Here is a 26,553-nt window from a genome sequence, read left to right as displayed (position 1 = left end):
AGCCATTATGGAAATCAGCCTCACGCGGGAGAGACTGCATAACCGGCGGGTAGCGGGGTCAACGCTGGACGGAGTTCTGACAGCAGTATTACCAAAACCATCGTAAGCGAAATGCAAGCGTACTTGATGCGCACGTAGGCCCCTGCCTGCAAAGAGGGTCTGCAAACAAACTCGAACGATGGCCCGGATTCACCGGAAAAACGGCAATAACGCCCGCCTCACCGGCATTGGACGCGCTGCAGCAATGCCGACACCCATTTCTGTTGTTCCGGATGCACCATCGGCGCAACCCGTCACAGGGTCCATGGACTGACCAAACCCATGAATCGATCACGGCCCAAAGCGCCACGCGACATGAAACAAGCGGATTTTCCGCGACGGCGCCGCGCATTGTTCGCCATTCCGGCGTTGGGCGCGCTCGTGCTCGTCCTGCTGTGGACGGTGATCTTTGCGCGCCTGTCGGTGGAGCGCGACGCCGCCACTCACGCGTCGATGGCCTCAGCAGCCATTCTCTCGTCCGCGCTTGAGCAGCACACGATCAAGGCCATTCACCAGGTCGACCAGATCACGCGTTTCGTCAAATACGAGTTCGAAAAGACCCCTGGACAGTTCAACCTCGCAAGCACGGTTGAAAAAGGCGTGGTGCAGAGCGACACGCTCGTGCAGGTTTCGTTGATCGACGAACGCGGCATGCTGATCGCCTCGACCTCGGGCGTCACGCCGAAACCCGTCGATCTCTCCGATCGGGAACATTTCCGGATCCACCAGCTTTCCAACGACGACCTGCTCTACATCAGCAAGCCCGTCCTCGGCCGCGTCTCCCGGCAATGGACGCTGCAGATCACGCGCCGCCTGAATCATCCCGACGGCTCATTCGCGGGCGTCGTGGTGGTGTCGGAGGACCCCAGCTACTTCACGAGCGACTTCTACAACGTGGCGTCAATCGGACGCGACGGCGTGGTCGCCGTGATTTCGGACAACGGCTCGGTGCTCGCGCGCAGCACCGGTATGGGTGCAGCCGCGACGTCCGCCCGACCGGACGGCCACCCGATCAAAAAGGTCGACGGCAATGGCAACCCGCCCGCCGCGTTCACAGCAAGCGGTGTGTACCCGACCTCCGACCACGCATCCGGCATCTATGTCGATCCGATCGACAACGTCACGCGCATCGTTTCGTATCGGCACATAGATGGCTATCCGCTCGGTGTGCTTGTCGGGTTGTCGCAGGCGGAGGAATTCACCGACTTCCATCACACGCGGCGCGTTTATCTGCTGATGGCGACTTTCATCTCGCTCGCCATGCTTGGCTTCTTCGCGGTCGCGACCGGGCTGATCGGCAAGCTGCTCGGACGTGAGCGCGAGATGACGCATCTGGTTGAATACGATTTGCTGACCGGTCTGCGAAACCGCTATTCCACGCTGCAAATGCTGCGTCACGACGTGGCCAAGCCGGAGAACGTCGGCCATCTTGCGCTGCTTTTCATCGATCTCGACAACTTCAAGACGGTCAACGACACCCTCGGCCATAACGCCGGCGACATCGTCCTGCAGATGACCGCGTCGCGGCTGGCGCAAACGGTCAGCGACAACGGCATGCTCTCGCGTATTGGCGGCGATGAATTCGTCGTCGTGGTGAAGGGCGCCGACGTCGAGCGGCAAGCGGTTGAACTGGCCGAAGCGGTTTCGCATATGTTCGCGACGCCTTTCGACGTGCGCGGCAGCGCCTTCGTGTTGCACGCGAGCATTGGCATTGCGTTGTATTCCGTGTCGAGCGAAAGCGAAATCGACTTGTTGAAGAAGGCCGATCTGGCCATGTACAGCGCGAAAGATGCGGGCAAGAACTGTTACCAGTTCTATTCGCCGCAGTTATCACATCGCGCCGATCATTTGATGAAGTGGGAACAGCAATTACGGGTCGCCCTGGCCCAGGATCAATTGTTCCTCGCTTATCAGCCAAAGATCGATCTGACCCGACGATGTATCACCGGTTTCGAAGCGCTGGCTCGATGGAATCACCCGCAGCATGGTCTGATTCCGGCTAACGAGTTCATTCCGGTCGCGGAATCGACGGGACTGATCGTGCCTATCGGCGACTTTGTGATTCATACAGCTTGCCGGCAATTAGCCGTCTGGCAGCGTCAAGGGTATGACGGGTTGTCACTCGCGGTGAATATCTCGGCGGTGCAGTTCTGGCGCGGGGATTTGCTTGAGACAGTAGCGGCTGCCATTCGCGAAAGCGGTATAGCGCCGGGGAAACTCGAACTCGAGATTACTGAAACCGTGATGATGGAGTTTCCGGATATCGTCGCGGAAAAGATTTCTGCGTTGAAGCGGCTGGGTGTCAGGATTGCACTGGACGATTTCGGCACCGGATATTCGTCGCTGTCTTATCTGAACCGGTTTGCCGTCGATACGCTCAAGGTCGATCGCTCGTTTATTCAGGCGATTCCGCATGATCGCAGCGTCTGTGTGATGGTGTCTGCCATCGTTAATCTCGCCCGGTCGTTGGGATTGACGGTTGTGGTTGAAGGGACCGAAACAGAGGAGCAGGTTGCGTGGTTGTCGCGGCTTGGGCCCATCGAAGCACAAGGTTTTCTCTTTTCTCGCGCGGTTCCGGCGGACGGTGTGCAAGCGCTGCTCGACCGGTTCGGGGTCTGCGGCCTCGGGCTCATGGCCGACGTAGCGGCGGCCCTGCCGTGGGGGGAAACTCCGTCTAATACCGTCGATTGATACTATTCTGTGGGTCGATTGGCTCAGGTTTCCTGGCGTCACCACCGGTAATCGACGCCTGCACTTCCTGCATGCGTGTGACCACCACCGCCGAACTCACCGTCATAGCGCAAAACGGCGTGGATTTGCCGGCCCAATTCCACTCGGGCGCCAAGACCGACTTGTGCCATATCTCGCGCGGGTCCGCTGCCGTGAACCGTAAAATCACTATCGGCTGCGCCTTCGAAGCTCGCGTTAATCGCTTGTGTCTGCATGCCATATTGATGAGCCCAGGCCAGTTGCGCGTTCAGGCTCCAGGCGCGGCCGATCCAGTCGATATCTTTACGCCATTGCGCACCCAGTAGCGACCGCATTGAATTCGCCGTATTCCCGGCGACGGCCAGATTCGCCGAATCTGCTCCGGTTTCAGTGAATGCCGGACTCTCCACACTCTGCATTTCAAGCGCCACGAATGGCGTGAATACACCGAATTTCGCCATTGGCAGATCCACGCCGTTACGTAGCGATGCGAAGTACTGGTTTCCATCGACGTTTCCAAGCGCTGTGCGCGGGGTATCGGTGAAAAGGAGGGAACGTTTCATTTCATCGTCATTGCGCGCATAGCCAATCGTGGCCTGGAGCCAATACGCTCCCGGCACATAGCTGCCGTAAAGCGCAGCCTGATAGGTATCAAATTGGCCGTGAACAGGCAGCGTGTCCGTCGACGTATTGCCGTGGACAGCAATCAACGCGGCGCCCAGCGTGAACTGCGGCGCGACGCGATAATCGACGCCGGATATCACGCCGGCCAGACTGGTTTGCTGGCCAAGCCACGTGTCATATCCGCCTGTGCTACCCGTGCTGCCGAGCACGTTGATCCACGAACATGCCCGCGTTCCATTGGCCGGTAACGCAGTCGCCTCGCCTGCCGCACATGCACCTGTGGTGCGTGCCGCGGTCAATCTTGAATCGATTGCGTCCATGCCCAGCCGCGCGGCTTCGAAGTGCGCGTTGGGGAACGCCGTATAGGCTTCCGCGCCCAGTTGGTCGAGTGCCGCGTAAGCCGATGAACCTTCGAGGTTCAGCAGGTCACCCGTGACGGACAGAAAATCGCTAGTCGGCAAAGCACCCGCGCCGATGCCTGCCACGCCATGATCGAGCGCCGCCTCAACCGCTATCTGGTTCGGCGTGCCACCGGCGAACTGGAAGCCGCGTTGTACGTGAATGTATGCATTGTTCGCGTCGTAAACTAACGTCGGCAAGACGAATGGGTTAGATACTGTGATGCCCGAGTAAGTGCCATTCAGGCCAGAAGTTGTACTAATTATCTTGTACGTGTCACTTGGCGTGAATAATCCGGCGCGCAACCGCGCTTGTACGGTGCCGCCCTGTAGCGTTGTGGTGCCATCGACGCTGATGAGGTCGATTCCTTGCGGCGAGACATTGGCTTCGTAGCGGCTGCCGGCAGTCTGGACGTATGAGCCGGTGACTGACAGCGTGCCGATCGCCAAAGGCTGAAGAACGGCTGTTGCTGCGGTGCCCGTCACGCCCGGTGCAATGACGCCTTGCACCGTGAGCGCACCATTCAAGGTTCCTGTTCCAGTCAAGGTGGCGCCCGGAGCGACGGTTATCGCCGGGCTGATCAAGGTGCCTGTCAGCCTCAAGGTGCCACTTTCAATAGCGCTTGAGCTACCTATCTGAACGGAACTGGACACGGTCCAGTCGGCGCCTTGCATCGCGAGCGTGGAAAAACCGTAGGTGCGGCCGGAGAGTGTTCCCGAACCCTGCAGGACCAGCGCATTTGCCGAACCGTTTCCGCCATCGAGGTCGCCTGATACCTGACTGCCACTATCGAGCGTCAGGCGATTATTCGACCCTGTAAAACTCACCGCGGCGCCATTTCCGGCCAAGGTTCCGGCGTTATAGACCGAGACGTTCGAACCGGCCTGGACGGCAGCGCCTCCCGCACTTGTAATCGATCCGCCCAGCTCATTCGTCAAGCTCGATGAACCTGTTACTGCATCGATCATGACGCCGGTTCCGTTTTGCCCTTCTGTTGCGATGGTCCCCACATTGGTGATCGAGACATTCGACCCGGCCTGGACAGCAACACCCGCTGCACTTTTGATCGATCCACCTTGCTTGTTCAGAAGCGTCGTAGGACCGGTTGACGCATCGATCGTCATGCCCGCTCCGCTCCCTCCTGTCGCTACAATAGACCCTGCGTTGACGATCGAGACGTTCGAGCCAGCCTGTACGGCATTGCCCGCTGCACTTGCAATCGATCCTCCCAGCTCATTCGTCAAGCTCGATGAACCTGTTAGTGCATCGATCATGACGCCGGTTCCGTTTGCACCTTCCGCTGCGATAGATCCGGCATTGGTGATCGAGACATTCGAACCAGCCTGCACTGCAACACCTGCCGCGCTGTTAATCGATCCACCTTGTTTGTTCAGAAGCGTCGTAGGACCCGTTGACGCATCGATCGTAATCCCCGCTCCGCTTCCGCCCGTCGCTGCAATGGAACCCGAGTTGAGAATCGAAACGTTCGAGCCGGCCTGTACAGCATTGCCCGCTGCACTTGTAATCGATCCACCCTGCTCATTCGTCAAGCTCGCCGCGCCAGTTGACGCATTGATCGCAATCCCGGCTGCGCTACCCGTCGCTGCGATGGAACCCGCATTGACAACACTCGTTCCCGCACCGTTCGCGATGACAGCGGCAGCACCATCGGCACTACTACTTATTAATCCGCTATTGACCACACGGCTCGAATCATTAACCGACACCGCGTTTCCCGACGAAGCGATAATCGCGCCACCGGACACCACCTCGATATCGATCCCCGTTGCCCCCGGCGTTGCTATGACGCTACCGGTCAACCGCCCTGCCATCTCCACGCCGCCGCCGCTCACGAGCCATGTCTGCGCGGCACCGTTAGTGCCGGTGAAAGTCCAGATGCCCGAATCGTTCTTTTGCAGAATGTCGAAGCCGCGATATTGTTCCGTCGCGCCAAGGCTCGACATATCGAATCTTCCCGAACCGGTTCCGCCAAGAATCAGCGTATTGGTGGTGGATACGCCATGCGCACTGGCATCGACGATTCCGGTAATCGCCGAAGTGCCCGCAAGAATCAAGGTATTGTTCTCCGGGCCGAACAGGATCGCCGTGCCGTCCGCGCCAGTGATACTGCCGCTGTTGTAGACCACGCTGCCAACTCCGGCCGTGCCTTCAGTCAGATCGATTCCCGTGCCGTTCGCCGAAAGAATAACGCCAGCGTTCTGAACGGTAGTCGCGGAGTTGGCGAGAATGGCGGGGCCATAGCCTGCAATTCTTCCGGTCGCGAGATTAATGACCGTTCCGCCGCTCGGCAAGTGAACTCCCGACTGAGCTTTCGTTATGTCCAATGCAGAGCCGCCAATGTCGCCTCCATTAGTGACCGAGCTATCTGAGTTATTGGCAAAGACACCATCCAGGTGGCCCACGATCGAGGCACCGGCGGAATTGGTCACGTTACCGCCGTCGTACAAAGCGATGGCCGTGCTGCTCTGGGTGATTACCGATCCGTTATTGACGATCACCGCCGGGCTGTCAAACTGAATAGGGAAATGACCGCCAATAACGGACCCGTTGTTAGTTAGCGTCCAGGGGCCGTCGTGATCGATGTCCCCGTATATGGCGTCACTACTCTGCGTGCTCGTATCAATATACGCGCCGGCAATCACGTTGTAGGGATTGCCCGCCGGAGTCAATACATAACCGGTCGCGGAGCTGCCGAGATCAGTTGCATTTGCTTTCCCCACCATGCAATTGATCAGGATCAGGATGGTTATAGACGCGTCCCGCCAACGACGCCCCGTTTTCGACTGACGTACCAAACGACCGGAACATTCCCTTTCTGACCTGTTCGAAGCACGCATTGCCCATGTCCCGGACGATTAAATCCCAGCACTCTAGACCGTCGCGAAGGTATTGACCATGAGCCGGAATACCTTCAAACATGGAATGAAATGCTGAGACTGACCGCTGCAATCCGTCATTCGTTTCTGCTACGGTTTGTGCAACAACGCGCTACATTCCCCGCGATAAAACCGCCGTACCCACTGTCACCACACCCAGCACAATATTAACCAGCACCAGCCTTCTGATGGTACCCACAGCCCTCGCGCCATCCGGCCAGTTTTGCGATTGCACTGCGCGGCGGATTTTCGGGAATACACCAAAACGGATATGGCCGAAAATCAGCATCATCACAATGCCGAGACCCGCCATGGCGTGTAACGGCAATGCCGCCTGGGCACCGCCGAATTGCGTCAGCAAAAAGCCGCCCGTCAGCAATATCACCAGCACCGATGCCGCCACCCAGTTAAAGAATCGAGCGAATACCGACTCCCATAACGGCAACCTCAATTGCGGCGATAAATCCGCTATTGCCGGCCGCAGACAGAAGTGAGCAAAAATCATCCCGCCAATCCAGACCGCCACTCCCAACAAATGCAGGAACAGCGCCACTTCAATCGCCTTGTTCATTAACGTTCCTAAATGCAGGTGAATCACCGGTTCCCACTGCCGGGCCAAGCGCTTAATCACGCAAGCACTTATCCGCCACTTCGGCTCCCACCTTTTTCATAAGGTTCGGGCGTTCGACTCAGCCAGACGGAGCCAGTTCAAGTATTTTCAAGATAAACAAACGCCCCGGGCCGGCTTAGCCAACCCGGGGCGCGTCATTACCCATCATTGCGCGTCAGTAATCAGCCTTCGAACACCGGCCGCAACTCCGTCACCTTGATAGTGGACTCGGGCGCACGGCCCTTGCGCGCCCGTTTGCCTACGTGTGTTTCCAGAGCCGCACCGCCAAGTTTCTCGTCACGCGCCTTGCCGCCCCGGCCTGTACCGATCAGCACCAAACCGCGTGCGTCGATAGCCAGCGCCTGCCGCAACGTCTCCTTCGGATCGAGCGCCATCAAAATGACACCACGGCCACCGCCTGACAAGGTCTTCATCTCGTCTATATCGAATACCAGCAGGCGTCCATTACTCGACAAGCACGCGACCTTCGTGGCGCCTGGCAGCACCGGCATGGGCGTAAGCGGCGTCGCGCCTTCGTCGATGGTCATGAACGACTTGCCCGCCTTCACCCGGCTCACCATGTCGCCGAGCTTGGCCATGAAGCCAAAGCCGTTACTCGATGCCAGCAGCAGCGGCTGCTCAACCGGAGCGGCGAAGTAATGCAGCAGGTGAGACCCCGACTCGAGTTCGATCAGCGACGTGACCGGCACACCATCGCCGCGCCCGCCCGGCAGGATTGCAACCGGCACGGAGTACACGCGCCCGTTGCTGCCCCACGCGATCAGCATGTCGGGCGTACGCGCCTGGAACGCAGCGTAAATGCCGTCGCCGGCCTTGAACTGGAAGCTGGCCGGATCGAGGCCATGCCCCTTCAACGCCCGCACCCAGCCCTTCTGGGATACCACCACCGTCACCGGCTCGTCGACCACCCGCACCTCGAACGTTGCCCGCTTTTCAGGCTGGATCAACGTGCGGCGATCGTCGCCATATTGCTTGGCGTCCGCTTCAATCTCCTTGATCAGCAGCCGCTTCATGGCGGCGTCGCTGTTCAGCAACTCTTCGAGCTTTTCCTTTTCGCTGCGCAATTCCTTCAGTTCCTGCTCGATCTTGATTGCTTCGAGCCGCGCCAGTTGCCGCAAACGGATTTCAAGAATGTCGTCGGCCTGACGCTCGCTGAGACTGAACCTGTCCATCAACGCCTGCTTCGGGTCATCGGCTTCGCGGATGACACGGATCACTTCATCGATATTCAGAAAGACGATCATCCGCCCTTCAAGAATATGAATCCGGTCGTTCACCTTCCCCAGCCGATGCTGCGTGCGGCGCGTGACCGTCGTGAAGCGGAAGCCCACCCATTCGTGCAGGATCTCGCCGATGCTTTTCTGGCGCGGCCGGCCGTCCGCGCCGATCATCACCAGGTTGATCGATGCGTTCGACTCCAGGCTCGTGTGCGCGAGCAGCGAATTCACGAACTCCATCTGGTCGATACGGCTCGACTTCGGCTCGAACACAAGCCGCACCGGCGCGTCGCGGCCGGATTCGTCGCGGACCGTGTCGAGCAAGGCGAGCAGCGTTTGCTTGGTCTGCAACTGATCAGGACTCAGCGCCTTCTTGCCGAGCTTGATCTTCGGGTTCGTCAGTTCCTCGATCTCCTCGAGCACCTTCTGGCCGGATGTGCTCGGCGGCAATTCCGTGATGACCAGTTGCCACTGACCGCGCGCCATGTCCTCGATCTTCCAGCGCGCCCGCACCTTCAGGCTGCCACGGCCAGTTTCATAAGCCGCCGCAATCTCGGCCTGAGTCGAAATAATCTGGCCGCCGCCCGGAAAATCCGGACCGGGAATCAGCTCGACCAGCCGCGCGTGATCGATCTTCGGATCGCGGATCATCGCAACCGCGGCCGCCGCGACTTCACGCAGATTGTGCGAAGGAACCTCGGTCGCCATCCCCACGGCAATGCCCGACGCGCCGTTCAGCAGCACGAACGGCAGGCGCGCGGGTAAAAGCTTCGGCTCCTGGAACGAACCGTCGTAGTTCGGCATGAAATCGACGGTACCCATGTCGATTTCATCCAGCAGCAATTTCGCGATCGGGGTGAGACGCGCTTCCGTGTAACGCATGGCGGCCGCGCCATCGCCGTCGCGCGAGCCGAAATTACCCTGCCCGTCGATCAACGGATAGCGCATTGAAAACGCCTGCGCGAGACGCACGAGCGCGTCGTAGGCCGACTGGTCGCCGTGCGGATGGTATTTACCCAGCACGTCGCCCACCACCCGGGCCGACTTCACCGGCTTGGCGGTGTTGGCGAGGCCCATCTCGTTCATCGCGAACAGGATGCGGCGCTGCACGGGCTTCTGGCCGTCGGAAACGTCGGGCAGCGCCCGGCCTTTGACCACGCTCACCGCATAGTCGAGATACGCGCGCTCGGCGTAATCGCCAAGCGTCAGTTTTTCGCCTTCCGGCGCGGCTTCTTGGTCCGCGAAGAGATCGTCCATCAGATTTCCAGTGTTATGCGTTGACGAAGTTCAGGGTGTACGTACAGCGTCAGATCGGGCGTCGCCTAAGCCGAAGCATGGAAGCGTCAAATGTCGGCTTCAACTTCGTTGCCCTTCTCCTCGAGCCAACTGCGCCGCGACGCCGCTTCGCCCTTGCCCATCAGCATCGTCATGCGTGTGACCGTGTCGTCAAACCCAAGATCGCCCACCTGAACCGGCAGCAGACGGCGCGTGTCCGGGTTCATCGTGGTGTCCCACAACTGCTCCGCGCTCATCTCGCCCAGCCCCTTGAAGCGGCTGATCGACCATTGCGTCTCGCGCACGCCGTCCTTCCTCAGCTTGTCCAGAATCGCCTCGAGCTCACCTTCGTCGAGCGCGTAGAGCTTTTGCGCCGGCTTCTTGCCGCGCGCGGGGGCATCGACGCGAAACAGCGGCGGCCGCGCGATGCATACATTGCCCTGCTCGATCAGCTGCGGGAAGTGCTTGAAGAACAGCGTGAGCAGCAGGACCTGGATGTGCGAGCCGTCCACGTCCGCGTCCGACAGGATGCAGATCTTGCCGTAACGCAGATTCGAGAGATCGGCTTTCTGGTCCAGGCTGTCCGGACCGTGCGGGTCCACCCCGATCGCCACCGCGATGTCGTGCACTTCGTTGTTTGCGAACAGCCGGTCGCGCTCGGTTTCCCACGTGTTCAGCACTTTGCCGCGCAACGGCAGGATGGCCTGGAATTCCTTGTCGCGACCCATCTTCGCCGACCCGCCAGCCGAATCGCCCTCGACCAGGAAGAGTTCGTTGCGCGAGATATCCGTCGATTCGCAATCGGTCAGCTTGCCGGGCAGCACCGCCACGCCCGAGCTCTTGCGCTTTTCGATCTTCTGCCCGGCACGCGTACGCGCCTGGGCCTGGCGGATCACCAGTTCAGCGAGTTTCTTGCCGTACTCCACATGCTGGTTCAACCACAGTTCGAGCGCGGGCCGCGTAAACGACGACACGAGTTTCACCGCGTCGCGGCTATTGAGACGCTCCTTGATCTGCCCTTGAAACTGCGGATCCAGCACCTTCGCCGACAACACGAACGACACCCGGGCGAACACGTCTTCCGCCAGCAGCTTTACGCCCTTGGGCTGAAGGTTATGCAGTTCGACGAAGCTCTTGACCGCCTGGAACAGTCCGTCGCGCAAGCCCGATTCATGCGTGCCGCCGGCGGGCGTCGGGATCAGGTTGACGTACGACTCGCGCAACAACGGGCCTTCTTCGCTCCACGCCACGACCCACGTTGCGCCCTCGCCTTCGGCGAAGGTTTCCTCGGTCGATTTCGCATTGCCTGCGAACCGCTCGCCTTCGAACAACGGAATAAGCAGGTCGCTGCCGCCCATGCCTTCGAGCAGGTAACCGCGTAACCCGTCCTCATATTTCCAGCTTTGGCGCTCGCCGGTTTTTTCATTGATGAGCACGACTTCCACGCCCGGCAACAACACCGCCTTCGAGCGCAAGAGCCGCTGCAATTCACCAACCGGCAGATTCGGCGAATCGAAATATTTGGGATTGGCCCAGGCAGTGACACGGGTCCCGGACTTCTTCTCGCCCCGATTCATGGCGCGGGTTTCGAGCTGCTTCACCACGTCGCCATTCGAAAAGCCGAGATCCGCGACCTTGCCGTCACGCCACACGGTCACATCCATCCGCGTGGACAATGCGTTCGTCACCGATACACCCACGCCGTGCAGGCCGCCCGAAAACGTATACGCACCGCCGGCGGCCTTGTCGAACTTGCCGCCCGCGTGCAGGCGCGTGAACACGATCTCGACGACCGGCACGCCTTCTTCCGGATGCATGCCGAACGGAATGCCGCGTCCATCGTCTTCGACAGACACCGAATGATCGGCGTGCAGCGTGACCGTGATCTGCTTGCCGTAGCCGCCGAGCGCCTCGTCGGAGGCGTTGTCGATGACTTCCTGAATGATGTGCAGCGGATTTTCAGTGCGGGTGTACATGCCGGGCCGTTGCTTGACCGGCTCGAGACCCTTGAGCACCTTGATCGATGCTTCGCTGTATCCGCTGTTCTTGCCGCTGTCGGCGGCGCTGGGTTTTTTCGTGGACATGTCTGGACGTGGGTCCGGCAGTCCGGGTGGCCGCGACTCGAATTCGATAGCAGAATTCAGAGAGCGGCCACGCCGGACAACCGGCGAATGCGTGAACATAGCGGGCCAACCCGGCCAACCGCGCCTGAGCCGGCCGCGCCGGATTGCGCGTTATTAACTCGAAACCGCGACGGCCTCTCGCCTGGACTACAGCGTTTCACTGCAAGGTGTCACCACGGTGTAACCGCGGAAATCCTTCGGTGACCCTTTCCTCAAGGCCGTGCGCCCGAAAACGCGACGTATTTTACTGTTTTCGACAATTTTTTCGATATGGGGAAGACACAGGTCCCAAAGGCCGGCTTACTTGCGCTTTGCTTCCAGTTCTTCCCAGCGTTCGAGCGCGACCAGCAATTCCTCGTCGATAGCCGCATGCCGTTCGCTCAGCCGCGTGCCTTCTTTCGGATCTTTCGCGAACACCGACCCGTCTTCGAGCTTGGCCGCAATCGACTTTTGCTCCGCTTCGAGTGCGGCGATCTGCGCCGGCAGCGCCTCCAGCTCGCGCACTTCCTTGTACGGCAATTTGGTCGAGCGCTGCGAATTGCGACCGGCGCCGCTGTCTTTGGGCCCGTCTTCCTTCTTCGCTTGCTTGGCCGTGTCGCGGGCGGCGTCCAGAGCGATTCTCTCCGAACGTTCACGCTGGATCTGCCAGTCGGTGAAGCCGCCCACATATTCGCGCCACATGCCGCCGCCTTCCGACGCAAAGACCGAGGTCACGACGTTATCCAGGAACTGGCGATCATGACTCACCAGCAGCACGGTGCCGTCGTAGTCGGTGAGCAGTTCTTCCAGCAGTTCGAGCGTCTGGATGTCCAGGTCGTTGGTTGGCTCGTCCAGCACCAGCACGTTCGCGGGCCGCGCGAACAGACGCGCGAGCAGCAACCGGTTGCGCTCCCCGCCCGACAGCGAGCGCACCGGCGAACGCGCGCGCTCCGGTGCGAACAGGAAGTCGCCGAGATAACTCATGACGTGCTTCTTCACGCCGTTCACCTCGACCCATTCACTGCCCGGGCTGATGGTGTCTGCGAGTGTCTTGTCGAGGTCGAGCTGCGCGCGCATCTGGTCGAAATACGCTACCTGCGTATTGGTGCCGGTGCGCACCGTGCCTTCGTCCGGCGCGAGTTCGCCCAGGATCATCTTGAGCAGCGTGGTCTTGCCCGCACCGTTCGGACCGATGAATCCAAACTTGTCGCCACGCATGACGGTCGCGCTGAAGTTGTCGACAATCGTTCGATCGCCGTATTTCTTCGTCACGTCGGTCAGTTCCGAGACGATCTTGCCCGAGCGCTCGCCTTGGCCCACATCCAGCTTCACGTTGCCCTGCACGTTGCGGCGTTCGGCGCGCTCGTTGCGCATTTCCACCAGCCGCGCGATACGCCCGACGCTGCGCGTACGCCGCGCCTCCACGCCCTTGCGGATCCACACTTCTTCCTGCGCCAGCAGCTTGTCGAACTTGGCCGCTTCGACCTGTTCGATCTCAAGCTGTTGCGCCTTGCGCGTCTGGTACGCGCTGTAATTGCCCGGATACGACAGCAAGCGTCCACGATCCAGATCCACGATGCGGGTAGCAACCTTGTCGAGGAAAGCCCGGTCATGGGTGATGAACAGCAAACCCGTGCGCAACGTGACCAGCATTTCTTCCAGCCAGCGGATGCCGTCGAAGTCGAGGTGATTGGTCGGTTCGTCCAGAAGCAGCACGTCTGGTTGCACGACCAGCGCACGAGCCAGCGCCACGCGCTTTTTCATGCCGCCCGAAAGCGCGCCCGAACGAACGTCGCCGTCCAGCCCGATCTGCTGCAGCGTGGTCGCCACGCGGGTTTGCCAGCTCCAGGCATCGTGCAGGTCGAGCGAGGATTGCAGCGCGTTCATGCGTGTCAGCAGGTCGTCGTGCTCGGGACCTTCGGGGGTATCGGCAAGTTTGTGCGCCACGACGTCATATTCGTCGAGCAGTTCCCGCGCATGGGACAAGCCGGACGCGACGACGTTGAACACCGACGCCTCCAGGTCGAACTCGGGTTCCTGCGGCACGTACACGGTCGTGAGCTCGTTTTGCCGCGTGATGAGGCCGTCGTCCGGCTTGGTGAGCCCGGCGATGATCTTCAGCAGCGACGACTTGCCCGCGCCATTGCGGCCGATCAGGCCGACGCGTTCGCCCGCTTCGAGTGAAAAGTCAGCGTGATCGAGCAACGCAACGTGGCCGAACGCGAGTTGCGCGTTCGAAATGGAATAAAGCGACATGGGAGGCAGCCGGAAAAGTGCAAATACTGGAAGGGGCCATTGTACCGGTCTTGACCGGCGCGCCTGGGGGCCGCTTGCAGGCCCTATGCCATCAGGACAAGGCAAAGCTGCCCGATAAGCCGCAAAAAAACGCGGCCGCGCCGCGTTTTTTGAGATGAGCGCCAGGATCAGAGCGGCCCGGCGCCAATCGATGTCACGCGGCGCGAGGCTGTTACTTCACATGGATTTTGATCGTCTGGCTCATTTCCGGTCCAAACGACTGGTGTGCGCCGTCGCCGAATTGCAAGGTCAGCGTGTGATCGCCCGGGGGCAGCTTCACGTCCGCTTCCGTCTGCATCTTGCCGAAATGCAGCGATTTATCGTTCATTGGAATCACGAGGCCCTTTTGCATCGGGCCTGCGTCGATCAGCACATGGTGGTGGCCTTTTTGCGGATCCATATCACCGGCCGGCGCGAGCTCCATGCCTTCCAGGCCGAAGACCATATGCACCGGGCTTGTGACGGTTGCACCGTCTTTCGGTTCGACGAAAAACACCCGGGCCTGTTGCGCGTGCACCGCAGCAGCCACAAGGAAAACGCTCGACAACACTGCTCCCGACAACATTTTCTTGAACATCATTTTTTTCGCTCCCAGAAGAATGCGGCTGCCGGATCAACTATCCATCCAGACAGGCCAAAACGGTTTCGTATAACACGCGTGGCGTAATCGACGCGGCGCGACCCGCCGGACGACACACAAGGGACTCAAAAACCGCCGGGGAGAGGATACACCGAGCATAAGAAATCACGCGGATCCGTGCTTCTGCCCTGCCCGCGCTACGTCACTTCGATGAACCGATTCTGACATTCCGGTACTATGCGGGTCGCCGGACGTTTCGGCAGCCGTGCGCGGCACAACCCGGAATACGAATTTGCGGGCACAACGCCGCCCCGTGGAATATTTAACGATGTTTCGTCGAACGAGAAGAAAGAGTCTGTCGTGAGTGAAGTTTTAGAATATAAAAGCTGGGTTTGTCTGATTTGTGGTTGGATATACAACGAAGAGGACGGTTTGCCGGAAGAAGGCATTGCGGCCGGAACGCGTTTCGCCGAGATCCCGGACACGTGGCGTTGTCCGTTATGCGACGTCGGCAAAGAAGATTTCGTTGCAGTCGAGTTCTGATCCGGCTGCGGGCTTAGCCGTTGCATTCGGTCGTTTCAACCTGATTTCGCGCCGGTTCAGCGCGCGACCACAATCAGTTCCCGGCTCGCGGTCGATACCGCCGCCCCGTCCCAATCGCCCTGCCACGCGAGATGGCGGAACCCTGCCAACTCAAGCTGGGCGGTGAGTTCGTCCTGAGTGCGAAAGCGCAGTTCGCTCGCGAACGTCAGCGTCTCCTCTGTCGCCTTGAATCGATAATACGTGTTGAAGCGAATGCCCGACTCCGGGCTTGCGCTCACGTCGTCCTGCCACACCTCCACCTCGCCGACTCCGTCCACCTCGATCAGCCTGCCCGACTGTGCAGGCGTCCAGGATTCCCACGCGCGCGCCGCCGGATTACGGCTCTCGAACGCCAGGGTGCCGCCGTCGCGCAGCGCGTAGCGTGCAGCTTTGAGCGTATTGAGGAACGTGGTGTCGTCGAGGAAAACCTGCGCGACGTGGCCCGTCATCACCAGCAGGTCGGCGGGCGGCAGCAAGGCGAGCGCGTCGGCATCGCCTTCAATCCACTGAACGCGGTCCCCGTTCGGTCTATGCCGCGCCACGTGCAGCATCTCGGGCGCGGGATCGACGGCAATGACCCGATGCCCCCGCGACGCCAGTTCACACGCGAGCAAACCCGTTCCGCAACCGAGATCGATTACGCGCTGCATGCCTGTGGCCAGCGCCAGGTAGAAGGTTGTATCGGCGGCGAAGGGGTTCAGGGTGTCGTAGAGCGCGACGAGGCGCGAGTCAGTGTAGAGCGTGGATGGCATCGGAAAAGTTGGCAGCGTTTCATCGGCTTAGGTGAGCGAGCGCATCGCGCATGGACTGGCTTGGCACGAGGATGGAGCCCGCGAACGGCGTGTTGAGATCGAGGATCACAAGCACCGTGGACGCTATCGATAACGCCCCGAGCGTGATCGTAACCAGCGCCAGTGCATTACGTGGTGCGATCAGGCCAAAGCAAAGGAAGATGATGAGCAGCCAGAAGACGAGAATCCGGTCGAACGGCGAAGAAGCCGAACCGCGCGCTTCCTCCACAATTTTCCAGCGTTGCTGGATCAGTTGGTCGAACCGATCAAGGGCTTCTTCGGCGAGCTTCTGGTGGAACGGATCAGGCGGTTGCAACTCGCGTGTGTATCGTTGTGCCCGTTCAAGCATCGCGCCCAGTGCGCTGCTATCGAGTTTACCGGTGCCGGAGCCCGGCACCACCGTTTTTTGATAATCGTTGCCGGGAGGCGGCGGTTCCCGCACCCACGTGGATGCGATCGCGGCCGCCGTGTAGGCGCGCAGGATCCGGCGGGGAGCGTCGGCGTCCGGGCCGTACTCGCGCAAGCTGTCGTCGAGCTGGATCAGTGCAGCAGCATAGGCACGGATGTCGGCAGTGGTGGTATCGAATAGAGTTTTCGACGATGCCGTCAGCAAACCCAGCACAAGCGCCGCGAACGTAACCAGCATGCCGACCACAAGTTTCAGCAATTGTACGGTTTCATGCGCCTTGTGTTCCTCAGGGAGTAGCGGCCGCACGAATACACCAAGCCCCGTGGCCGCGAGCAGGCACAAGAACACGACGGCAGCGGTTTCGAGTTCGGTCATGGCGAGGCCCGGGGGGACGTTTGTATTATCGGATGAAGTAGCGGTTTATTCCAGACGAGAGAATTAATGTGGCGGTCTGGCGCGATTAAGTTGACCCTGTGATGAAGTGGCAACGATAATCGACAGTTCTACTTGTTAATCGACCGGTGAGAAAGGGCATGAATCAGACGAAATACTGGGTTGCTGCGTTTGCTTTGGCAGCCAGCGGGTGCGCGTTCGCCAACGTCGCCGCCGATAACGTCATCCGCAGCGCAGCGCCTGCGAACGACCGCGTCATGGGCAACGAGTGCACGGACAAGTCGATCAAACCATTCGCGCGGCCAAAAGACAGCACACTGTCGGACGATATGTTGCGAACGGCATTGACCTTGATCTCGGGTTTGGCGGGGGGCAGCAATCGCGGGGCTGCGACTGGCGTGTGCGGAGACCGGTCGCCGCTTTAGGTTATTGCTTCACGGTTCCCCGCTCCCGAGCCCGTCATCTCCGCGGATCTCCGCCGCCTTGCTCAAGCACTTCTGATTCGGGCAATCGCACAACTCGGTCGCACAACCCCCCGTCCCTGCCTGACGCTGCGCCAAAGCTATAAAAACAGCCAGCAGCCCTCGGCTAAGCACCTTACCCGGCAGAATTCGAGCGGAGCACGTCGGCTAATCCCGACTGCCTTCAGCCTTGCGAGCAAGTTGTCACTATGCCAGTGCGCGAGAATGCGGCATCGCTGCGCATTTTTACGAATATTGGGTGCCAGAGCGTATTATCTGAGCCGCGGGCGTTGTTGTTCAGCAGCTTCGTGCAACGTGGAAACGAGAGTGTCAGGCGCTCAGCCTATTCGGCTCGCACGAATCTTTTCAGTCACTTTTCAGTCACACTTCCCACTGAAAACCTATGTTCAGTCCCGTCGCACTTTACGTTGTCGGAATTATGTCCGGCGCGATCAGCGTGGTCGTATTTGGCTCGCTGGTGCGGTCCGGGATACCCGGATTGTTTCGCTGGATCAGTGCAAACGTCCTGATGGTGGTCGCACTTGTCGCGTTAGCTTTAGATGACGTTTCACCGACACCGCTGACCATTGTGGTCGCGAGTTTGTTATTCGCTAGCGCCGCATTCCTTGTCCTACAAGGTTGCCGACTATTCTTCGGCCTTCGACCTTCGCGCCTTTACGAGGTCGCTGCGTTCACGATGCTGGTGATTGGCGTTATTTACTGGACCTGCCTTTCGCCGAACGAAGCGGCCCGGGTTGCCTTGATGTCGGCCTTTCTCGCCTACGTCCGTCTGTCGGTGGGTTGGATAACCTACACCAGGAGGCCGCTGCATCGACCTGGGTACAGCTACCAGTTCGTCGCGATTATCGCCGCGCTCGGCGGCCTCGTTCATATTGTTCGCGGGCTTGCCGCTGGCCTCGGCTGGGAACATCACACACGGTTCCTCGAGCCAACGCCCATGACCATTGCGTTTCTCGCGGTCGGCATCGTCACCCTGCCATGCCTCTCGATCGGCGCGCTCATGCTTGCGTATGACCGCATGGCGGAGAGGATGGAGCGGTTGGCAGCTATCGATGAGCTGACCGGCGCCCTTGTGCGACGCGAGTTTATGGCTCAGGCCGAGTTGCAGCTGGAGCGTACCAACCGCGCAAAATCCCGCTTCGCGATTGCGATCCTCGACATCGACAACTTCAAAGCGGTCAATGACGCTCACGGCCACGCGGCCGGCGACCGGGCGCTCGCTCACTTTTCGTCGATTGTGTCGCAGGGCATCCGGCGGGGAGACATTTTTGGGCGGCTTGGCGGGGAAGAGTTTGCAATACTGTTCCCTGAAACAACCAGGGCGGACGCGCTCACGTTGGTGAACAGTTTGCGCTTGCATCTGGCCGCGTCCACGTTAAACGTGACTTGCGGAGAAGTGACGTGCACGTTCAGTGCCGGCGTGGATGAATATCAAGCTAGTGAAATGCTGGCAAACCTGATGGCACGAGCCGACGCAGCGCTCTACTCGGCCAAGGCCATGGGACGAAATCGCGTCGTGTTGGCGGTCTCTACGGGCGACGAGGCAGTCGGAGTCACGAAGGACGCACCGAAACCGACCTGACGGTTTTTTTACGGAAGCACGTCAATCTATACATGGTTATCAGCGCAGCTATTGTGGCGGTGCGGGCATCGGCGGCATAACGGTTGCGATCGATTGCGCTGTCCTGCTCGCGCGGCCGTGCCTGGCGCCTTTCGTTTTAAATGTCTTTGATATACTCTGCCCGCTGCGCCGGATCTATGCTCACCAGCGTTCCCCGACGGGTAAGATTAAAGCCATTTTCTTTGCCCGAAGCCCTTGAACAGCAAGGTTGAGCGGTCTGGGACTGCTACCTCTTGGTATCAGTCGCCAAAAGCGCCGCTCTGTAGCAAAAGCGTAGCAGCCAAGTTAAGAAATCAGGTTTCACAGTGCGTCACGGCGCTTCATTTAGGAAGAAGCGAATTGGCCGGAAACGCACGCTGGGAAAGGACAAAGCCGGTATGAACAGGGCTTGGGTCCACCCGCTGAATTATCCATCTCCCCGTAGTTCAATGGATAGAACAAGTGCCTCCTAAGCGCTAGATGCAGGTTCGATTCCTGCCGGGGGGACCATCTTAGTTCCCAACACACCATACGACTGCGTATAGTCAACTTAACTATCGGCCGCAAAGCCCACCCGCCACGAGATGTCGTCACTTGGAAATTGATTCTCGCGATCAACGACGTTCGGATCTTCGCTCGATTTCATCAACTTGCACACGCCAAAAAATATGCTGGTGCTGCTTCGAACTTTCGAGGCGCAACTCATACTGGAGACTCAACGTGGCGAATGCGAAGAAGGCAGTGCAAAGCAAGCGTGCAGAGATGATCGCTGTAATCGCGGCAAATCCCGGCATAACGTCCGGCGAGATAGGTGAGCGTGTTGGGATACACAGCGCTAGCAAAGTCACAACTGCGCTTTGGAGCGCAGTCCGCAGCGGTCGCGTGATGACCGAGCGGGTCGAACGAGCCGGCCGATTCACGAATGCACATTACATGGCAGATCAGGTGCCTCCTGACGCGGTCGAGCGGATCAATCAAAAGCTCGTCGATGCGAGTACGGTCATCCCTATTTCTAAGGCTGCAGGCGCTCGCAGCAGCGTATTCGATGTGCCGGGCAAACCGGTCCCCGCAGCAAAAAGTCGTCACCGCAAACGTGTCGTTCGCTCAGTTCCTAAAGCAATTCAACCTGCGTCGGCAGCGACGCAAGTCACCGCCGACGGCTTTGCATGTGCCGTAGCAAGTAACGGGCAGCTCGTCTTGATGCGAGAGGGCCAGATTCAATTTGCGCTGACCGACGTCGAAGTGGCGACCTTGCAGAGCTATCTGATGAAGCGCGCTGCGGGGAGTCTGTTCGCGAGCATGGCGTGACAAGCGGCGTCACGTGACCTGCAGAAAATTGTTTCAGTAACGCGCGCCGTTATTGCGCGATCCACGCCCGCTTCCGATCGCCACTACTCTATGAGGGCGCGCCATTGCTCAATGATGGCTCTCTCAGCGTGGACGCCGATCCCGCCGGTTGAACGGCGGGATTTTTCCGCTTGTGCTAGGGTAATACCTCAGCGCAAACATCCAACGGCTGAAAAAAACGGTGCATTGGCGCGAGTGCCGACCGCCAGAGGTGTACTACATAAGGCCCTGGTAAATCCCCTCCATAGTTAAAGCATCCGACGGGAAAAGGCCGCCACGATTGCTCGGGGCGGCGTTGCTAGCCCTGGAGAGAATTAGCGGGTAATGCGGCAATACCCGCTTGGTTAAAAGACGATTATGTATCACGGCAAATCACAGGAAAACGTTAACCGAACTTTCGGTCGCAGATGCGATCTTATTGCGGAGGTTGAAGATCAAGTTGGTTTTGCTTGGGCTTGAGGGGTATGTCGCCAGTACGGGCGACTGCGACACCCAAGCGCCCCGCTTCAGCAATAAGCCCATCGTCTTCGGTATAAATAATGGTAGCCGCGTGGACTCGCGCAATTGCGAGGATCTGTCTGTCGACCTTGATTTTCTGCCAACTCGACTTTGATGCACCCTTCTTGGAACCCTTCGCGCGTGTAGCCTGATCGATCACCGCCAACTCTGTAGCGGCTACTTCGTCAAAAGGCAATATCCGAATCGCGCTGCGCTTCTTGAGCACTTCGATTACTCCCGAAGTACCGAGGCCAGTCCCGCACAAATACTCTGCCCATGCGGGGGCAGGAACGCCGATTATGGTCTTTGCCGCCACCAAATCTTGTATAAGTCCGGATATTTTTTCAAACGCCTCATCTGAGTCGTCCCGGGCAGACAAGGAAATCAAGACATTTGCATCAAAGACTATCATCCACGCCCCGAATTTTCTTCCACGCTTTTATTGGGTCGTCAACATCGGTCCATCCATTGTGGCGCACCTGTCTTAAATCATCCAAGACCCGGTCCAACGACACCTCGTCGACAATTTCAAAAGACTGTATCAACAACGACTCAAGAATCCAGTCGCCGCTACTGACTCTGCTCCATTTTCCTGGACCCGACGCCCGAAGCGTCTCAGCAAGGAAATGGCGCGATAGCTCTTTGGCTTGTGCAATCCCACGAATTTCGCAATTCACGATTTTTCCTTCCATGTCACGAAGCGTGACAGGTATGGTGTCGTCGCGGCCGCCGATCTTAATCACTACGCCGTCGATCGTAGTAGGCTGATAAATCGTAATAGGGTCAATCATGGGCAGTTTCCGCCCGGGGAACTCAAGGAGTTTAGCTTTGCCGCCACGACTAATTGTGCCTATTGCGTTGTCGCTTCGCAGCAGCTTATCAATTGCCTTGAACGCCTTCTGAGCCTCTGGATCGGGGTCACCCGTCTTAACGCTCTGCAATCGCTGAAAAACCTTTGGAAAAGCAGGCTCTTCGATCGAGACTTGAACAATCGCGCTTCCACGCCGAAGTTTTTCGAAGTGAACAGAATTGTCGCTCCCGTACAACGTCGATAGGTGCGCAAGATACTGCGCCAACCGAGCCATCGGTAGCGTTTCTGGTGTGAAGCTGTCAATCCTAAAGTTGAGTCGTTCCCTAGTGTCCATTGCGTGCTCTAAACTGCTGGGCGACGATCGCCACCTGTAGCAACAATCTTAACAGTGGCGGAGTAGTGCCGCCCATTTCTTTAGCGGCTCGGACATGGGCTCACGAGAACCAGAATCGTACCGGTACAATTCACCGCTGCGATTTCTACGGGGCACAAGTGGGAGTATAAATTCGACAATACCTCCCGAATCGCGCTTTCCTGCTTATCGTACGAATGCCGCAGGGGGACCATCTTAGTTCCCAGTAGTGCCCAGCAATTTCCAAAAACCTCGCATGCGTCGAGCCCCCATCGCTTGCCGCCCTAGCTATGCCGCTCGCGGAAACCATCCCGCATCCGTGTCATGGAAAACCATTCTCTGGTCTTCCTTGCGGTCCAGATCAGCGATGCGGCCAATGAGTTCTTTGAGCTTTACATTGCCATCAACTGATTCCAAATAGATCGCCCGAATCATACGGTCTGCGGTCTTCGGAATCTTGCCGCGCCGCTCCCACAACGCAACAGTCTGCTCTGACGTGCCAAGGAGATCCGCAACGCCGTGCTGGGACAAATCCATCTCCTTGCGCAAGAATCTGAATTCAGCGCCCGTCAGGTGGCTCTTGCAAGCCACCGCCCGCCCGATGGCTTTGTGCAGCCCATCAGCGTCTTCAATTGAAATGGCCTTTCCGTATGGGGTCTTCCGCTCGTTGTAGCCGTTTTCCAGCCACACGTTCTGAAGCCCGATCTCTGTGTAGTGGTACATCGTCTACCTCAAAAAACAGTCAACACAACAACCCAATCGCCATTCTCAGCGCGCTCTAGCGCGACAGCCACCCGAACCTCATCGCCAGCATTTCTCCTCCTAAGCGTGCATTGCGAGTGCCCATGAATGTTCGTGTGCGAGGGCTCGGTTACCAGGCCATTGCGCAGGCAGTCATACACTTGCGTCGGCGAAATTTTCCGCTTCTTCATCCGCTTCTTCGAATGCGGCGTGAAAAACACGCTAGACGTGTCTTTAGCTGCGTCGCTTATCAAGCGCCTCAAGCGTTGATCGTTCAGTCGGAAGGGCGTGGGCTGGAAACAATACCCATAATTATTATGGGTATCAACAAGAATGTAAGTGACTTAAATATCGCCGGGTGTCAACCCACTCGAGCCGGCTGTGGATGCCGGCGGGGCTTTTCTCTGCCGTTATCGTCTTGCGGTCTTGCGGCATTTCCTGCATTTGTCCCGACACCGCCGCCAAGCCGCGCGTAAGCGACGTAGACCACGCTTCCCAATGCACGAAGGCCCCGGAAAGCGCTACTCTTAGCGAGCCCTGTTTCGCCTCGCCGCGTGTCGATTTTTCTTCGGGACCCCACCATGGCCACGACCTTCACCGTTTTCAAGGCTCAACTCAACATGCTGCTTCGCGACCAGCCGCGCGGCATGACCGCGGACCTGACCGATTTCGCAGTGGCTTATTGGGACGGGCGTCAGGTAGTGGGCGCCTACTTGCGCGATGCCGGCCATGTCGATGAAGTGTTCGACCTGGACGAGAACGCTTTCGAGCAGTGGCGCGACGAGTTTGTTGCGTGGTTAGCCGATCCGCGTTTTACAGCGCGGCCAGACCTGCTCGCGTAGACAAGAAGGAAGAAAGGAACAAGCCGCCGTCCGATGCCGGCGGATATCAGCGCGCTCTGCTACTGACCGCGATTTAACGCTACTTACCGCGCACCGACCCAGAATTCGTCGTCGAGTGCCTGGAAGAAAAACGCTTCCAGCGCGTCCTCCGACAAATCGTCGAGCGTAATACCGCGCAGGCGGCAAAGCACGTGGAGCGTCTCGTCAGCAGCAATGACGAGATTCCGAAACGCGGTGGCGGTGGGGTTGGTCGTGTCCATGCATCCGCTAACGGCCACTATTGCAAAAACTTTAGACCCAAACGCACGATATTTTCGACTGGCCGAGTCAATCCGGATCCTGAGATGCCAAGGTAATACGTCGTAAGCAATTTTCGCCCTGGTGTCTTACATAAAACACCTGACGCCCATTGCGAGCGCCGGTCACATCGATGCCAGAAACGATCCTTGGATTCGCCCACCGAAATAGGCGCCGCCGCCAAGCTCATCTTCAAGTGCGTTGAAAAAGAATTCACCCAATTGCGCATTCGACAAACTGCCGACCGGAATCTGCCTCAGGCGGCAAAGCAGTTCCAACGCTTCGTCGGCGGCATTGAGTGCGCTACGGTATCGGTATAAGCGGGTTTATCGAGTTTCATGAACGCAATAACGGCACGGGTCGAGCGGGCTTTAATGCCTCGCTGAAAGACTGAAAGACTGAAGAACCACGCCGTGCCGTCCATCGCACATTCGCAGCGGGACGTCCCGATCACCACGGGCCGATGATGTCATCGCCCAGTGCGTTGGAAAAGAACTCGCCAAGCTCGTCGTCGGAGAGCTCTTCGATATCGACCCCACGCAGGCGGCAGATCAGTTCGAGCGTTTCACCCGCAGCTCGGATGAGAGCGCGAGAGGCTTCGGGGGAGGGTTCTTTGGTATCCATGCCAACACTAACGGCGCCGATGCAAGGAACTTTAAGCCCGTATTACCCGTGTATTAAATCGCAGCGCCAGGCAGCACGCGTGAACAAGCTAGACCCACTACCCTGTCATTCCGGCTCGACCGGAAAGCGTCGGTTCAACTCACGCTTGGCCCAATGAAGCGCTTCGTTTTCAGCGACATTGCTGGTCGGCGCCATCTCGCCCGCATTCGTCTTGAGCGGCAAGCTGCCCGCCTGCACGGACCAGTCCCAGCGGGTGCCGCGTTGTTCGACGAACACGTCGATGACATGTTCATTGTGCATATAACGCATGACTTCTCCCGTTGGCAGGACGCGATCCTAGCATGATGACGCGCGAGGCTTGCCGTCAGCCTCGCCCTGCCGCTTCGTGCTCGTCGCACCAGTCGAGCGCCCAAGCCCGCGCGCACGCGATGGCATCGCCGTCGTTATCGAACGCGTCTATGTCGCCTGACTCGTGCTTTTCCGGATGCGCGTCGTCCGCTGCCGGCATGCGGATCATGCGAGCCTGCGCGTAGTACAAGCCATCTTGATCGTGTCGTGAGCGACAGTCGATGTGAAAACCCTTGTAATCGAAACGCATCGGCGTATTCCTCGCAAAAATGTAAACGGTTGGCCCGTTCCAGCAGGTTCGCGCAAGACGCGTTCCGCATGAATACGCGACCAGGCGTTACTGAGCGGACGCAGGGCCGTCGTATTGGCCCCATCGGTCCTCGCAAACTCGTTAAAATACGCCGACCTTGGCCGGACGAACGGAGCGCGAGCGTAATTCAATACCCAATACCCCGCCCCGTCCCGACCGAGCAAGCGGACACCTTGTACAAGTTAAATACCGTTTAGACACCGTTTGCCCCTGCCCAATCTCGCCAGCCACGGATTCCGCTATGAAATTGCTTGCCGCTGTCGCCTTAAGCTTGTGTTTGTCGACCGCTCACGCCTCACAGGAAACCGATGCCTGCGATGCCCATCGCCAGACCCTCGAAAGGCAAATGGCGACCGCGCTGAACCAGGACAACTCGGCGCAACTCGACGCGCTGCAAGCCGAACTCGACAAGACCAACGCCGAATGCACGCCCGACGCGATCGCGCAAAAACGTGCAGACGCATTGAGACGCCACGACAGTGCCGTGGCCGAGGCCAGGAATCGTTTGCGTGACTGGGAAGCGGAGTTGGCGCGCGCCAGGAAAAAGGGCACGGATCAGCTGAACATAGCGGCCTGGGAGCGCAAGGTGAACCGGGCGCGCGCCGATCTGGACCGGGCAGTGGCAAGACCCATTCAATAAACCGCTTACGAAGGATTCGTACCGGCCAGGAGTTCGCTAAAGTTTTTTTCATCGCTGCCGTTAGGCATTGATGAACTCCTTCATCGATATGAAACTCCAGGGTGCGCCTTCCGCGCTGTTGGCAGACCAGGAACTGACGCACCTCGAGCTGGTGCTGCGGCGTTCATTGATCGACGACGCGTTGTGCCCCATCATGCCGCCCACCTACTGGCGTGAGCGGCTTGCGCTGGTCGCGCGAAGCTCGCATCTTTCTCATACGCAGATCCAGACGGTTCATCGGCTGTATCTGCAGATCGACGCCCACGAAGCCGGCAATCGGACACTCGATACCGCGCCCGGATTCAGCCCCGACCCAACGCCGCCAATTCAGCCCGTGCCACGCATGGTCCTGCAACCGGCCCCGGCTCGTCCTTTCGCGAAAGACCGCTCGTAAGCAGGCATAAGCAGGCCGCACGAGATATCGCACGGACGCTCAATGCCGGTGCCGAAGCCACCAGTCGCGTAACGTGCCAAAGCCGGCGTGACTGCGGCGGCCCAGCATGCGGTCGCGGAATTCGTCACGCCAGTCGTGCGCGAGCACCGCAATCGCGAGCGCGGCAAGCGCCGCGAGACCAACGAGGATATTCGCCAAACCCTCCATGGCGCCCTCCATTCGGGTCGACTGCCATGATTCAAGCATAGGTCAAGCGCCTGGAATCGGGGCGTGAGCAGGGGATTT

Annotated in this window: 26 protein-coding genes and 1 tRNA gene; 10 read left to right on the top strand and 17 right to left on the bottom strand. The window is 59.0% G+C overall.

From position 1 onward, the window contains the following. Nucleotides 1-321: 321 nt before the first annotated feature. Nucleotides 322-2,730 (top strand): bifunctional diguanylate cyclase/phosphodiesterase, encoded by a 2,409-nt coding sequence (locus ACSQ8V_RS05135; protein WP_436205076.1) that lies wholly within the window; start codon nt 322-324, stop codon nt 2,728-2,730. A 38-nt stretch (nt 2,731-2,768) separates the two neighbouring features. Here ACSQ8V_RS05135 and ACSQ8V_RS05130 read toward each other — a convergent pair whose 3' ends face one another. The 6 genes from ACSQ8V_RS05130 to ACSQ8V_RS05105 all read right to left on the bottom strand — a co-directional run bounded on the left by ACSQ8V_RS05130 (nt 2,769) and on the right by ACSQ8V_RS05105 (nt 14,753). Beyond that, nucleotides 2,769-6,515, bottom strand: a complete 3,747-nt coding sequence (locus tag ACSQ8V_RS05130; RefSeq protein WP_436205075.1) for an autotransporter domain-containing protein — start codon at nt 6,513-6,515, stop codon at nt 2,769-2,771. A 265-nt stretch (nt 6,516-6,780) separates the two neighbouring features. Next, entirely contained in the window at nt 6,781-7,239 is a 459-nt protein-coding gene (locus tag ACSQ8V_RS05125; RefSeq protein ID WP_213763498.1) for a CopD family protein, read from the bottom strand. A gap of 221 nt (nt 7,240-7,460) precedes the next feature. Beyond that, nucleotides 7,461-9,773 carry a DNA topoisomerase IV subunit A gene (gene parC, locus ACSQ8V_RS05120; RefSeq protein WP_436205074.1) on the bottom strand — a complete coding sequence of 771 codons (2,313 nt, stop codon included), beginning with the start codon at nt 9,771-9,773 and terminating at the stop codon, nt 7,461-7,463. 86 nt (nt 9,774-9,859) lie between these two features. Then, a complete protein-coding gene (locus ACSQ8V_RS05115; protein WP_213763500.1) occupies nt 9,860-11,875 on the bottom strand; it encodes a DNA topoisomerase IV subunit B in 2,016 nt (671 codons plus the stop codon). Between the two features lie 339 nt (nt 11,876-12,214). Continuing rightward, complete coding sequence (locus ACSQ8V_RS05110; protein ID WP_436205073.1) at nt 12,215-14,149, bottom strand: ATP-binding cassette domain-containing protein; 1,935 nt, start codon at nt 14,147-14,149, stop codon at nt 12,215-12,217. 211 nt (nt 14,150-14,360) lie between these two features. Beyond that, a complete protein-coding gene (locus tag ACSQ8V_RS05105) occupies nt 14,361-14,753 on the bottom strand; it encodes a DUF4399 domain-containing protein (protein ID WP_436183091.1) in 393 nt (130 codons plus the stop codon). Nucleotides 14,754-15,128: 375 nt separating this feature from the next. On the opposite strand from ACSQ8V_RS05105, the gene ACSQ8V_RS05100 reads away from it, so the two are divergent. After that, on the top strand, nt 15,129-15,311 hold the full coding sequence (locus tag ACSQ8V_RS05100; protein WP_213763541.1) for a rubredoxin: 183 nt from the start codon (nt 15,129-15,131) through the stop codon (nt 15,309-15,311). A gap of 56 nt (nt 15,312-15,367) precedes the next feature. On the opposite strand, the gene ACSQ8V_RS05095 is transcribed toward ACSQ8V_RS05100, so the two are convergent. Beyond that, nucleotides 15,368-16,102 (bottom strand): class I SAM-dependent methyltransferase, encoded by a 735-nt coding sequence (locus ACSQ8V_RS05095; protein WP_436205072.1) that lies wholly within the window; start codon nt 16,100-16,102, stop codon nt 15,368-15,370. 19 nt (nt 16,103-16,121) lie between these two features. Next, on the bottom strand, nt 16,122-16,925 hold the full coding sequence (locus ACSQ8V_RS05090) for a hypothetical protein (protein ID WP_436205071.1): 804 nt from the start codon (nt 16,923-16,925) through the stop codon (nt 16,122-16,124). A gap of 158 nt (nt 16,926-17,083) precedes the next feature. On the opposite strand from ACSQ8V_RS05090, the gene ACSQ8V_RS05085 reads away from it, so the two are divergent. From ACSQ8V_RS05085 to ACSQ8V_RS05070, 4 genes are all read left to right on the top strand, one after another. Further along, nucleotides 17,084-17,368, top strand: a complete 285-nt coding sequence (locus tag ACSQ8V_RS05085; RefSeq protein WP_436205070.1) for a hypothetical protein — start codon at nt 17,084-17,086, stop codon at nt 17,366-17,368. Between the two features lie 439 nt (nt 17,369-17,807). Continuing rightward, nucleotides 17,808-19,007 carry a GGDEF domain-containing protein gene (locus ACSQ8V_RS05080; RefSeq protein WP_436205069.1) on the top strand — a complete coding sequence of 400 codons (1,200 nt, stop codon included), beginning with the start codon at nt 17,808-17,810 and terminating at the stop codon, nt 19,005-19,007. A 453-nt stretch (nt 19,008-19,460) separates the two neighbouring features. Beyond that, nucleotides 19,461-19,535: transfer RNA gene (locus ACSQ8V_RS05075), tRNA-Arg, on the top strand. Between the two features lie 84 nt (nt 19,536-19,619). Then, entirely contained in the window at nt 19,620-20,333 is a 714-nt protein-coding gene (locus ACSQ8V_RS05070; protein ID WP_436205068.1) for a hypothetical protein, read from the top strand. Between the two features lie 454 nt (nt 20,334-20,787). Here ACSQ8V_RS05070 and ACSQ8V_RS05065 read toward each other — a convergent pair whose 3' ends face one another. From ACSQ8V_RS05065 to ACSQ8V_RS05050, 4 genes are all read right to left on the bottom strand, one after another. After that, complete coding sequence (locus ACSQ8V_RS05065) at nt 20,788-21,282, bottom strand: type II toxin-antitoxin system VapC family toxin (RefSeq protein WP_436205067.1); 495 nt, start codon at nt 21,280-21,282, stop codon at nt 20,788-20,790. Continuing rightward, the gene (locus ACSQ8V_RS05060; protein ID WP_436205066.1) at nt 21,269-22,015 is read right to left on the bottom strand and encodes a hypothetical protein; all 747 of its coding nucleotides are present in this window, start codon (nt 22,013-22,015) and stop codon (nt 21,269-21,271) included. The genes ACSQ8V_RS05065 and ACSQ8V_RS05060 overlap by 14 nt, the downstream gene beginning before the upstream one ends. 306 nt (nt 22,016-22,321) lie before the next feature. Next, nucleotides 22,322-22,756 carry a helix-turn-helix domain-containing protein gene (locus ACSQ8V_RS05055; RefSeq protein ID WP_158936538.1) on the bottom strand — a complete coding sequence of 145 codons (435 nt, stop codon included), beginning with the start codon at nt 22,754-22,756 and terminating at the stop codon, nt 22,322-22,324. An 8-nt stretch (nt 22,757-22,764) separates the two neighbouring features. Beyond that, entirely contained in the window at nt 22,765-22,995 is a 231-nt protein-coding gene (locus tag ACSQ8V_RS05050; protein WP_436205065.1) for a DUF4258 domain-containing protein, read from the bottom strand. A gap of 360 nt (nt 22,996-23,355) precedes the next feature. On the opposite strand from ACSQ8V_RS05050, the gene ACSQ8V_RS05045 reads away from it, so the two are divergent. Further along, nucleotides 23,356-23,616, top strand: a complete 261-nt coding sequence (locus ACSQ8V_RS05045) for a hypothetical protein (RefSeq protein WP_213762631.1) — start codon at nt 23,356-23,358, stop codon at nt 23,614-23,616. Between the two features lie 83 nt (nt 23,617-23,699). Here the strand turns inward: ACSQ8V_RS05045 and ACSQ8V_RS05040 are convergent, their stop codons facing one another. Next, a complete protein-coding gene (locus ACSQ8V_RS05040) occupies nt 23,700-23,876 on the bottom strand; it encodes a hypothetical protein (protein WP_213762630.1) in 177 nt (58 codons plus the stop codon). 186 nt (nt 23,877-24,062) lie between these two features. Between ACSQ8V_RS05040 and ACSQ8V_RS05035 the strand changes: the two genes are divergently transcribed. Then, entirely contained in the window at nt 24,063-24,233 is a 171-nt protein-coding gene (locus tag ACSQ8V_RS05035) for a hypothetical protein (RefSeq protein WP_436205064.1), read from the top strand. 130 nt (nt 24,234-24,363) lie between these two features. Here the strand turns inward: ACSQ8V_RS05035 and ACSQ8V_RS05030 are convergent, their stop codons facing one another. From ACSQ8V_RS05030 to ACSQ8V_RS05020, 3 genes are all read right to left on the bottom strand, one after another. Further along, complete coding sequence (locus tag ACSQ8V_RS05030) at nt 24,364-24,537, bottom strand: hypothetical protein (protein ID WP_213762628.1); 174 nt, start codon at nt 24,535-24,537, stop codon at nt 24,364-24,366. Between the two features lie 105 nt (nt 24,538-24,642). After that, a complete protein-coding gene (locus ACSQ8V_RS05025) occupies nt 24,643-24,846 on the bottom strand; it encodes a hypothetical protein (protein ID WP_031361269.1) in 204 nt (67 codons plus the stop codon). Nucleotides 24,847-24,901: 55 nt separating this feature from the next. Continuing rightward, on the bottom strand, nt 24,902-25,135 hold the full coding sequence (locus tag ACSQ8V_RS05020) for a hypothetical protein (RefSeq protein ID WP_213762627.1): 234 nt from the start codon (nt 25,133-25,135) through the stop codon (nt 24,902-24,904). Nucleotides 25,136-25,436: 301 nt separating this feature from the next. Here ACSQ8V_RS05020 and ACSQ8V_RS05015 point away from each other — a divergent pair, with 301 nt between their 5' ends. Together ACSQ8V_RS05015 and ACSQ8V_RS05010 are read left to right on the top strand one after the other, a co-directional pair. Then, nucleotides 25,437-25,835 carry a DUF1090 family protein gene (locus ACSQ8V_RS05015; protein ID WP_213762626.1) on the top strand — a complete coding sequence of 133 codons (399 nt, stop codon included), beginning with the start codon at nt 25,437-25,439 and terminating at the stop codon, nt 25,833-25,835. Between the two features lie 70 nt (nt 25,836-25,905). Continuing rightward, entirely contained in the window at nt 25,906-26,268 is a 363-nt protein-coding gene (locus ACSQ8V_RS05010) for a hypothetical protein (protein ID WP_436205063.1), read from the top strand. A 39-nt stretch (nt 26,269-26,307) separates the two neighbouring features. Here ACSQ8V_RS05010 and ACSQ8V_RS05005 read toward each other — a convergent pair whose 3' ends face one another. Next, on the bottom strand, nt 26,308-26,514 hold the full coding sequence (locus tag ACSQ8V_RS05005) for a hypothetical protein (protein WP_436205062.1): 207 nt from the start codon (nt 26,512-26,514) through the stop codon (nt 26,308-26,310). Between the last annotated feature and the right edge of the window lie 39 nt (nt 26,515-26,553).

Origin of the sequence: Caballeronia sp. LjRoot31 (assembly GCF_964253885.1) — a bacterium.
Taxonomy (GTDB): domain Bacteria; phylum Pseudomonadota; class Gammaproteobacteria; order Burkholderiales; family Burkholderiaceae; genus Caballeronia.
Note: the sequence above shows the minus strand (reverse complement) of the source record. Positions and strands in the feature narration are given on the sequence as shown.